Here is a 7,025-nt window from a genome sequence, read left to right as displayed (position 1 = left end):
GCAAACCCGTCGCCTGCAACACCTGACCGTGTCACCCATGACGGTAAGTCCTCGGCAAACTCGCCGCACGGAAACCGCAGCATCCACCCACAACCGCGCACCGAACCAGCCATGAATGCGATGCCAGGCGGGCCCGGTCAGATGACCGCTGCAGGCATCGATGAATTCTTGATGGCTTCATCCGCTGGCCGGTGTCGGCAGCGCAGCAACAGCGGCCTAAAACCGGGCCATCTCCCAATAGGCGCCTCGCCGAGCCAGCAGCTGGCTGTTGTTGCCCTGCTCGACGATCTTGCCCGCCTCCATCACCAGGATGACATCGGCGTCCCGGATCGTCGAAAGACGATGCGCGACAAGGAAACTCGTCCTATCACGACGAAGCTCGTGGGTTGCCTTCGCTATCAGCAACTCGGTACGGGTATCCACCGAGCTGGTCGCCTCGTCGAGGATCAACAGCTGCGGCCGGGCAAGAAATGCTCGTGCGATGGTGATCAACTGCCTTTCCCCGGCGCTGATGTTGCTACCGGCGTCGTTCACCCGTGTCTGGTATCCGTCCGGCAGCGTGTGCACGAACCGGTCGACGTAAGCGGCCTTCGCGGCTGCGATCACGTCGTCGTCGCTGGCGTCGGGTCGTCCATAGGCGATGTTCTCCGCGATCGTCCCGCCGAAGAGCCACGTGTCTTGCAGCACCATGCCGATGCGGGATCGGAGCGAGTGCCGGCTGATCGTCGCGATGTCGACGCCGTCGATCAGGATCCGGCCGGAGTCGACGTCGTAGAAGCGCATCAGCAGGTTCACCAGCGTGGTCTTGCCGACGCCGGTCGGTCCGACGATCGCCACCGTGCTGCCCGGTTCGGCAGTGAAGGAGACATCGTCGATCACCGGGGTGCCGGGGCGATAGCCGAAGCTCACATGGTCGAATTCCACCCGCCCCGTCGGCCCCTCACCGTTGGGTGAGGGCAGGAGTGGTTCGCGGTCCGGCGATTCTTCAGGTTCGTCGAGCACGTCGAAAACCCGCTCGGCACTGGCCACCCCGGACTGCAAGGTGTTGTACATCGATGCCACCTGGTTCATCGGTGCGTTGAACTGGCGGACGTACTGGATGAACGCCTGGATGCTGCCCACGGTGATCTGTCCGGTCGCCACCTGCACTCCACCCACCACCGCCACCGCGGCGTAGCTGAGGTTGCCGATGAACGCCGTCGCCGGCGACACCAGACCGGAGATGAACTGCGCGCCGAAACTGGCTTGGTACACATCGTCGTTGAGGCGACGGAACTCGTCTTCGGCCGCAGCGAGCTGTCCGAACGTTCTGACCACGGTAAAACCGCTGTAGGTTTCCTCGATCTGAGCGTTGAGCCGGCCGGTGTTGGTCCACTGGGCGACGAACAGTCGCTGTGAGCGTTGAGTAATCGCCCGCGTCGCCACCAGCGCCAGCGGCACCGTCAGCAAGGTGATCCCGGTCAGCAGCGGCGAGATGGTCAGCATCATCGCCAACACCGTCACCACCGTCAGGACCGCTGACAGCAGTTGGGTGATCGTCATCGCCAGCGACGTCTGGAGGTTGTCGATGTCGTTGGTGACTCGGCTGAGCACCTCGCCGCGTTGCCGGGAATCGAAGTAGGCCAGCGGCAGCCGGTGCAGCTTCTCCTCGACCTCGGCGCGCAGCGCCTGCAGTGTGCGCCGCACCGTGACGTTCAGCAGCCGTGCCTGCGCCCAAACCAGCAGCGCTGCAACCAGATACATCACCAGCGCCAAGGCCAAAGTTCGGGCAACCGCCCCGAAGTCAACACCTCGGCCCGGGACCACATTCATCCCGGACAGCAGGTCGGCAAAGGTGTTGTTGCCGCGGGCCCGCGCGGCCGCGATGGCCTGATCCTTGGTGATGCCGGCGGGCAGCTGTCGGCCCATCACGCCACTGAACAGCAGATCGGTGGCATGGCCGAGGATCCGCGGAACGACGACGCCGATTGCCGTTCCGGCGATGCCCAAGACCATCACCGCGACAGCCGTTCGCCGTTGCGGCGCCAAGCGCTTCACCAGCCGAACGGCAGACCCCCTGAAGTCGCGGGACCGCTGACTTGGGTACTCGGGCGCGCGTGGCATCGTGCCCGTCGTCGCGGTCACCGCTGCCCTCCCACGTGAGAGTCCATCGACTGCGATTCGGCGAACTCCTGATAGGTGGGACACTCCGCCAGCAGCGATTCGTGCGTGCCTGCACCGACCACGCGCCCGTCGTCGACGACAATCACCCGGTCGGCTTCGATGACGGTCGAGATTCGTTGCGCGACAACGATCACGGTCGCGTCGGCGGCGATCTCGGCCAGCGAAGCGCGGACCCGCGCATCGGTGTGCACGTCGAGTGCGGAAAACGAGTCGTCGAACAAGTAGATCGCCGGGCGGCGGATCACCGCCCGCGCGATCGCCAGCCGCTGCCGCTGCCCGCCGGAGAAATTGATGCCGCCCTGGGCCACCCGCATCTGCAGCCCGTCATCGTGTTCGCGCACGAATTCGTCGGCAGCCGCCACCCGCAGCGCGTCCCACATCTCTTCCTCGGTTACTACCTGTCCGGGGGCGGCGCCGATACGCAGGTTGTCGGCGACAGTCCCGGCGAACAGGTAGCCGCGCTGAGGCACCAACCCGATGCCCGACCACAGCTCTTCGACGTCCTGGTTACGCACGTCGACGCCGTCGACCAGGACGGCTCCGGATGTCACGTCGTACAGCCGGCAAATCAGCGACAGCAACGTGGACTTCCCCGACCCGGTGCTGCCGACGATAGCGGTGGTGGTGCCCGGCAGTGCCGTCAGCGAAACATCCTGCAGCACAGCGCGATCTGCGCCGGGATAGCGGAATGTCGCGCCGTCGAGCCGGACCACGCCTCGCAGATCTTTGGTCGGACGCACCGGATTCTCCGGACTCCTGACGGCCGGAGTCAGCGACAACACCTCGTTGATCCGTTCCGCGCACACCGAGGCCCGCGGCAACACCATCAAGGTCATCGTTGCCATCAACACCGCCATCAGAATCTGCGTGAAGTAAACGAGAAACGCGATCAGGGATCCGACTTGCATCCGACCGCTGTCGATGCGCAAGCCGCCGAACCAGATCAGCGCGACGCTGGAGAAGTTGATGGTCAAGGTGGTTACCGGCAGCATCAACGCCTGCCAATTGCCCGCGCTCAGCGCGGTGTTCGACAGCGCGACGTTGGCCTCGGCGAACCGTTGGCGCTCGAAGGGTTCGCGGGCGAACGCCCGGATCACCCGCACACCGGACAACTGCTCGCGCATCACGCGGTTGATGTTGTCGATCAACCGCTGCATGCTGCGGAAGATCGGCAGCGTATGCCCGAGGATCCAGTAATTGGCCACGACCAACACCGGCACGCTGATCACCAGCAGCCAGGACAGTCCGGCGTCCTGGTGGATGGCCATGAAGATTCCGCCGACACACATGATCGGAGCGGTGACCAGCACCGTGCAGGTCATCTGCACCAGGAATTGGATCTGGCGGACGTCATTTGTGGTGCGGACCAGCAGTGACGGCGCGCCAAACCGGGCGGTCTCATGCTCGGAGAACGTGGTGACTTGATGGAACATCGCCGAGCGGAGATCGCGGCCGAACCCCATCCCGGTGCGGGAGCCGAAGTAGACCGCGCCGACCGAGCAGACCACCTGCAGCGCGGTGACCGCGAACATCACCCCGCCGAGCCGGACGATCGTGGCGGTGTCTCCCTTGGCGATGCCGTCGTCGATGATCGTGGCATTGACCGTCGGCAGGTACAGCGAAGCCAGGGTGCTCACCAACTGCAGCGTCATCACCGTCGCCACCAGCCGTCGATACGGCCGGACGTGCTGGCGCAGCAGTGCCAGGAGCATTCGGTAACTGTTGCATACCGCCAGCCGTCGAGTCGTGACGATCGCCGGACAGTTCCCGCTGCGACGAGGCCCGCTGGTGGATAAGAAAGTACAGGTCACCGCGTGTGCAATGGTTGTGCCAAGGTGCTGCCGCTACAGTGCATCGTGTGATCAGCAGTAGGTGCGCGTAGCCGTGTGGCGTAACGTGGCGGTGCTGGCCCTGGCGGCGGCGACCTTGGTTCCGGTGGTGGCCGGGTGCTCCCATTCCGGCTCTGACCAATCCCAGTCGACCGAGTCGTCCGCGCCGGCGGCCGGGCAGGGGCATCACGGTCCCTTCTTCCCGCAGTGCGGCGGCGTCAGCGACGAGACGGTGACGAAGTTGACGCAGGTGACTGGGCTGGTCAACACCGCCAAGAATTCCGTGGGCTGCCAGTGGCTGGCGGGCGGCGGCATTCTCGGTCCGCATTTCTCCTTCTCCTGGTATCGCGGCAGCCCGATCGGCCGTGAACGCAAGACCGAGGAGTTGTCGCGGTCGAGCGTGGAGGACATCAACATCAACGGCCATGGCGGCTTCGTTGCCGTCGGAAATGATCCGGCGTTGGGAGACTCGCTTTGCGAGGTCGGGATCCAGTTCGCCGACGACTTCATCGAATGGTCGGTGAACTTCAGTCAGAAGCCGTTCCCCGATGCGTGCAATATCGCCAAAGAACTGGCGCGCGAGTCGATCGCGAACTCGAAATGAGTGCCACCGTGCGTCATCGCATCCTGGTCGGTGTGGCCGTCGTGGCCACTGCGGTGTCCGTATTGACCGGCTGCACAAAGTCGGTGGCCGGCACCGCGCAAAAGGCCGGCATGGGTGACGAACCGCGCAATAACAACTCCGAGCAGCAGTACCCGAACCTGCAAAAGGAATGTGAGGTGCTCACCACCGACGTCCTGGCCAAGACGGTAGGCGCCGATCCTCAAGACATTCAGAGTACGTTCGTCGGCGCGATATGCCGTTGGCAGGCGCAGAACCCGGGCGGCCTGATCGATATCACCCGGTTCTGGTTTGAACAAGGCAGCCTCGACAACGAGCGCAAGGTTGCCGAGAACCTGAAGTATCACATCGAGAACCGAACGATCTCCGGTGTGACGTCGATCGTGATGCGGCCGAACGACCCCAACGGCTCGTGCGGTGTCGCCAGCGACGCCGCGGGCGTCGTCGGGTGGTGGGTCAACCCGCAGGCGCCCGGTATCGACGCCTGCGCGCAGGCGATCAAGCTCATGGAGCTGACGCTCTCGACGAACTCCTAGTTCCCATCGGGTGGCCCTCCGCGCCGAAGCCACGCCGTCGCAGACGTTACAAATTCCGGACTGGCTGTCAGGTATCCCGTAGGGCTTTGCCGGAATCCGGCATTTCGTGGGAGTCCAGTCCTGGTTTTCCGACCGCTCTATCGCGTTCAGGGGCAACTCTTGGACAAGCCGATTAGCCGTCTAAGGGGTGTGAGACAAACCACTAGAAGCTGTCGCACTTCCTGTGAATCCAGCAAATTATAGAACTCACTCTTTACCGTGCTTGAACAGGGAGTTATCGTGATTTACTAGAGGTCGGCTACTTATTGAAGGTGGTGGAACGCGTTCTAAAAAGCTACCGGTGAGTAGTTTTTGCCTTGAAAGAGATGTTTCAATACGACAGTTTTCTGGAACGGGATCGAGCCGCTGATGAGCAGCGCAATGTTGTCGCCCGGGGAGTTGCGGTGGGTTTTTCGCCCGGTGGATTGGTAGCCGTCGTCGAAACCGGCCTCGTTTCAGCAGCCGCACGGCGGTCTCGTTGGATACCGTCCCCCGCCGTGGACGACGACGTGTGAACGCTACCATCGTCGAATGTCTGAAACGCCTTTCACGGAGCCAACCTCCGGAGCGCACGCTGCTGAACCTTTGCCCGAGTCCGACGCCGCAGGGCAGGTCACCGAGTCCGGGCCGGTGTCGCATGCCAGGGAACCTGCTTCAGCCTCACGTGCGTCGAGGTTATCGCGGTGGGCCACAGTGGCGGCCCTGGTGCTTGCCCTCATCTCCACCGGCCTTGCCGTCGCGGGGTGGTTCTACTACCCACACAAGGGCGCGGCGGGCTCGGGCACGTATAGCAACCAACAAACCAAAGACGCGAAAAAGGACATTTGCGACACGTTCATGAAGGTCGACCGGGCGGTAGTCCGGAACTCTAAGCTGAAGAACCCGGACAACGGCGGGCCGATCGGCGCCCTTTCGGTGGCGACTGCCCAGCGATTTGCGTTCTATGGCGGCGGCGCGTACCTACGAGACAAGGTCAGCCAAGAACCCGCGACTCCAGCCGACCTAGCGAAATCAGTCAACGGCCTGGCCAGCGACCTCGAGGATCTCGCCATCGGCTATCTCGCCGGCGCGGCGGAGTTCACTCAGGATGAATTACGGCAAAGCCTCGACGACAAGATCAAAGCAACGGTCGAGATCTGCAAGAAAAACTAGCGCCTTGCCGACTGCCGACTTAGCGCGGTACGTGAAAGTCGACTAGCTCGGCGGATCCGAGTTCGAGGTCGCTCCAGCTGCGGGTGAGTCGTAGCACCGCCATCGCCGAGGTCGGGAACTTTGTCGAGATACGCTCGGCACCAGCTGTATTGGAGCTGTCGGTCCCCGCCAAGCCCAACGCTACCTGGGTCATCGTCGGCTCGTGTGCGACGAGCAGCAAGACGGCCACGTCGTCGCCGACGTGATTGATCTCGTCGATCACAGTCCCGGGGCTGGCGTCGTACAGCCGGTCGACATAGCGAACCGGCGCGTCGATGGCGGTGTGCGCCAAGGTTTCACGGGCCCGGGTCGCCGTCGAGCAGAGCACCGCGTCAATAGCAGGCAGGTTAGCCCGCAGCCAGTCACCGGCCAGTCCCGCTTCTCGCTGCCCTCGGGGTGCAAGCGGTCGGTCGTGGTCTGGGACCCCTTCCGGATATGCCGACTTCGCATGTCGCAGCAACACCAGAGTGCGGTCTTGGTGGCTCACCCGGTCGAGGTTACCGGCAGCGATATTCGCTGCGAGGCGGGCACAACGGGTGCCCCTGTTGCCTCATGTCAATATGCCCGCGACGGTATTCGTTGCCTCATGTGCCGGATGCCCGCGACAACTGATTGGTGGCCTGGTTTGCTGGTGCCCGCGTGGGC

At 63.6% G+C, this 7,025-nt stretch carries 6 protein-coding genes; 3 read left to right on the top strand and 3 right to left on the bottom strand.

The window, feature by feature from the left end; genetic code table 11:
* Positions 1-216 precede the first annotated feature (216 nt).
* Positions 217-2,124: an ABC transporter ATP-binding protein gene (locus tag ACLQI9_RS13460; RefSeq protein ID WP_442391761.1), complete on the bottom strand. Its 1,908-nt coding sequence runs from the start codon at positions 2,122-2,124 to the stop codon at positions 217-219.
* Positions 2,121-3,875: an ABC transporter ATP-binding protein gene (locus tag ACLQI9_RS13455; protein ID WP_442391760.1), complete on the bottom strand. Its 1,755-nt coding sequence runs from the start codon at positions 3,873-3,875 to the stop codon at positions 2,121-2,123. The genes ACLQI9_RS13460 and ACLQI9_RS13455 overlap by 4 nt, the downstream gene beginning before the upstream one ends.
* A 172-nt stretch (positions 3,876-4,047) precedes the next feature.
* Here ACLQI9_RS13455 and ACLQI9_RS13450 point away from each other — a divergent pair, with 172 nt between their 5' ends.
* The 3 genes from ACLQI9_RS13450 (at position 4,048) to ACLQI9_RS13440 (ending at position 6,341) form a co-directional block, all read left to right on the top strand.
* A complete protein-coding gene (locus tag ACLQI9_RS13450) occupies positions 4,048-4,596 on the top strand; it encodes a DUF3558 domain-containing protein (protein ID WP_442383771.1) in 549 nt (182 codons plus the stop codon).
* A gap of 8 nt (positions 4,597-4,604) precedes the next feature.
* A complete protein-coding gene (locus ACLQI9_RS13445; protein WP_442383757.1) occupies positions 4,605-5,150 on the top strand; it encodes a DUF3558 domain-containing protein in 546 nt (181 codons plus the stop codon).
* Between the two features lie 732 nt (positions 5,151-5,882).
* A complete protein-coding gene (locus ACLQI9_RS13440; RefSeq protein ID WP_442383755.1) occupies positions 5,883-6,341 on the top strand; it encodes a hypothetical protein in 459 nt (152 codons plus the stop codon).
* A gap of 19 nt (positions 6,342-6,360) precedes the next feature.
* Here ACLQI9_RS13440 and ACLQI9_RS13435 read toward each other — a convergent pair whose 3' ends face one another.
* A complete protein-coding gene (locus ACLQI9_RS13435) occupies positions 6,361-6,867 on the bottom strand; it encodes a SixA phosphatase family protein (RefSeq protein WP_442383753.1) in 507 nt (168 codons plus the stop codon).
* Positions 6,868-7,025 lie beyond the last annotated feature (158 nt).

This window comes from Mycobacterium sp. (assembly GCF_052143115.1).
Classification (GTDB): Bacteria; Actinomycetota; Actinomycetes; order Mycobacteriales; family Mycobacteriaceae; genus Mycobacterium.
Note: the sequence above shows the minus strand (reverse complement) of the source record. Positions and strands in the feature narration are given on the sequence as shown.

Coding starts and splice junctions, on each gene's coding strand:
- ACLQI9_RS13455 (WP_442391760.1), bottom strand. CDS start 3,875: ATGCTCCTGGCACTGCTGCGCCAGCACGTCCGGCCGTATCGACGGCTG.